Source organism: Caballeronia sp. (assembly GCF_049581465.1).
In the GTDB taxonomy this organism is placed as follows: Bacteria; Pseudomonadota; Gammaproteobacteria; order Burkholderiales; family Burkholderiaceae; genus Caballeronia.
Genome location: NZ_JBAUSA010001264.1, coordinates 1 through 3,145, shown reverse-complemented (window position 1 = coordinate 3,145; position 3,145 = coordinate 1). Strand labels below are relative to the sequence as shown.

The following is a 3,145-nucleotide window of genomic DNA, read 5'->3' as shown; positions in this document are numbered from 1 at the left end:
GCAGGCACCTCACCCACCAACACCCTCACCCCCAAAGCCTCCAGCAGGAACCACTGGAAATTTCACCTCGAACACACTCCCGCGGCCCTTGAACGATTCGAAGTGAATCTCCCCTTGTAGCTGCCGCGACAATTCCTTCACGATCGCGAGCCCAAGCCCCGAACCGGGAATATCGTCGGCGGCGGCACGCTCGAACTCCTCGAACACGCGCTCCCGGTCCGCGACATCGATACCCACGCCGGTATCGGACACCCGCAGCGTCCAGTGCCCCGCGCCCGACGCAAGGATGGCCAGCTCGACTTCGCCCGCCGTGGTGTACTTGATCGCATTGGAAAGAAGATTCAACGCGACTTGCTTGATCTTGAGACGGTTCGATGTGATCACGTCGACGGCAGGATCGATATGCCCGCTAAGCGTCAAGCCCTTCTTTTGCGCCGCGGCGGTGCAAAGCTGCATCAGCTCGTGGAAGAATTCCTTCAGGTCAAGTTGCTCGACGGTGAGGACGGAATCGTCGCCGAGCACGTTGGAATACTCGCCCAATTCATCGACGAGCGCGGCCATGTCCTCAACCTGCCGGTTCACGAGCGCGAGCGAACTTTCCTGTTTCGATGGCCAACGGCCAATGAACTGCAGCGCCGTCGCGAACACGTTCAGAAAATTGCGCAGGTCGTGCGATACGCGTCGCGAAACCTGCATCCGCGTCTCGTACATTTCGGCAATCTGCCGGCGCTGCAAGGTAAGTTCGCGATTCGCGCGCTCAAGCATGCCGGTGTAATCGGCAAGCCGGCGGTCGCGCTCATCGACAGCTTCGCGAATCGACGTGAGCGTCACAAAGCTGATCACCTGATCCGTCATGCGGCACGCGCGCTCCTCGCGCTTGCGGTCGAACGACGTGTGGCGCCGTGCATAGTCCGCAATCGCGGCAATCAGCACCTGCCGGAATACGTTGAGTTCCCGCACCACTTCATCGACGCGATATCCCTGCTCCCAACGCCACTTTCCATGCCGCCGCGCATCGTGCTCAATCGCGCCCTCTTGCGAATCCATGTCCTGCGATTCCAGCACGAGACAGATTTCATCGAAAATACGCGGCAGATGATCCGCGAGCTGCGGGGCGCTCAGTTCGTCGGAATGTTCAATTTCGACATCGTCGAAAATCAACTTCATCCAGCGCGCGGTCAACTCCGCCTGCCGCTTGCGCAGATCCGTGGCAAGGCCCTTGAGAGCGCCGACAGTGATGTCACTCATGTGAGTTGTTCGCAGTCGATGGCGTTAATGAATCGAACCTGACAGCAAGCACGCCACGGCAGGATGTGTCAGTCCGGAACGATCCGAGAGCGGTGTCAAAAGTATAGGCTCAGCCGTACGCCCCTTGCAAAAGATCGGTATCCCGTACCCGGCGCCCCTATTATCGGAATCCGGCGCGCGGCCTTCAGGCCATCAGGCTGACGCGTTCCTTAAGACACTCGATGAATTGGCGAGCCGACGGCGACAGCACGCCCACTTTGCGCGTGACGATGCCGTAGGTCTGCGACTTCGACTTGAACCTGACCGGCAATGTACGCAGCATGCGGTGGTCGCAAAACAGGCTGGCGACGGCCGCCGGCAGTACGGACACGAGGTCTGCACTATGGCGTAGCAATGCTACGGTGACGAACGTGGAGGCCGTGGAGATGGCGCTGACCGGCATCGGCGCGCCCGCGAGATCCATCTCGCGTTGCAGCAGTGCGTGCATCGGCATGGTGCCCGGATACGTCACCCAGAGATGTCCGGCGAGATCGGCGAACGTGACCTCGCTTGAGGGGAACGGCGGGTGATCGAAGCCGACCACGACCGACAACGGTTCGTCGCCGAGCGGATGGTAGTGATACTTCGACGGTTCGTCGCTGACGATCGAGCGGCCTACGACGAGATCGAGCCGCCCGTCGTCAAGGAGCGCCAGCATCCGGGCACTCGTATCCTCGACAATCTCGATCGCGAGCCCTGGATGGCTCTCGCGCAACTGGCCAAGAACCGGCACAACTACTTCCGGTATCGAGCCCATGATCGCGCCAACGGCAAGACGGCCGCCCGTGCCCGAACGAATGTCGGCGACTTCCTGACATAGCGACGTCAGGTCGGACGCCACCAATCTCGCATAGCGGATCACGCAATGCCCGAACTGGTTGGGCACCAGACCACTTTTGGCGCGTTCGAACAGGGGCGCTTCGAGCATCGATTCGAGTTCGGCCAGCGCCTTGCTCGCCGCCGACTGCGTCATGGCCATCGCGCTCGACGCCTTGTGCAGCGACTTATGGTCGTCCAGTGCGATCAGTAACTGGAGCTGTTTCATGCGCAAGCGCGCCATCAATACGTCGAGGGTGGATTTCATTGTACCGGAGTAAAACTTGGTGAGTCGCAGAAGCGATCACGAGATGGAAAGGTTTCACTATACAACGTGGGGTTTGCGGTCCTATAGTCTTCGGCGCAAATATAGTCATATTGGAGACGCTCGATGCACAATCCGTCTCCCGTCCCGCCAGCTCACCGCCTTTTCGTCACTCAGGATTCAAACATCATGCAAATTTCCGGCGATCTGTTAATTGGCACGCAAGCCCTTCCGGGTACCAACGGCTCGTTCAACGGTATCGACGCGGCATCGGGCGAGCCGCTCGCACCGTCATTTGGTGGCGCGACCCTCGCCCAGCTCGACCGGGCGTGCGATCTGGCCTGGCAAGCTGCAGAGGCTTATCGCGAGGCACCGCTAGAAAAACGCGCGGTCTTCCTGGAGACAATTGCGCAGAATATTCTCGATACGGGCGATGAACTGATCGAACGATGCATGGCGGAAACCGGGCTGCCGCGCGGGCGTATCGAAGGGGAACGCGGGCGCACTGTCGGTCAGTTGCGCATGTTCGCCGCCGTCGTGCGTCAGGGCGATTTCCTGGGCGTTCGAATCGACCCGGCGCAGCCGCAACGCCAGCCGTTGCCGCGCGTCGACTTGCGTCTGCAATACATCCCGCTTGGCCCCGTCGCCGTGTTCGGCGCCAGCAATTTTCCGCTCGCGTTTTCCGTGGCCGGTGGCGACACCGCGTCGGCGTTTGCCGCCGGTTGTCCCGTGATCGCGAAGGCGCACCCGGCGCACCCGGGTACATCGGCGCTGGTC

Annotated in this window: 3 protein-coding genes; 1 reads left to right on the top strand and 2 read right to left on the bottom strand. The window is 61.0% G+C overall.

Annotated elements, in window-relative coordinates:
* Window positions 1-9: 9 nt before the first annotated feature.
* Both WCA53_RS30630 and WCA53_RS30625 read right to left on the bottom strand, forming a co-directional pair.
* Entirely contained in the window at window positions 10-1,248 is a 1,239-nt protein-coding gene (locus tag WCA53_RS30630; RefSeq protein ID WP_423920297.1) for a sensor histidine kinase, read from the bottom strand.
* Between the two features lie 184 nt (window positions 1,249-1,432).
* On the bottom strand, window positions 1,433-2,371 hold the full coding sequence (locus tag WCA53_RS30625) for a LysR family transcriptional regulator (protein ID WP_423920294.1): 939 nt from the start codon (window positions 2,369-2,371) through the stop codon (window positions 1,433-1,435).
* 186 nt (window positions 2,372-2,557) lie between these two features.
* Between WCA53_RS30625 and WCA53_RS30620 the strand changes: the two genes are divergently transcribed.
* The coding region (locus tag WCA53_RS30620) for an aldehyde dehydrogenase family protein (protein WP_423920289.1) at window positions 2,558-3,145 on the top strand (588 nt) is incomplete at its 3' end.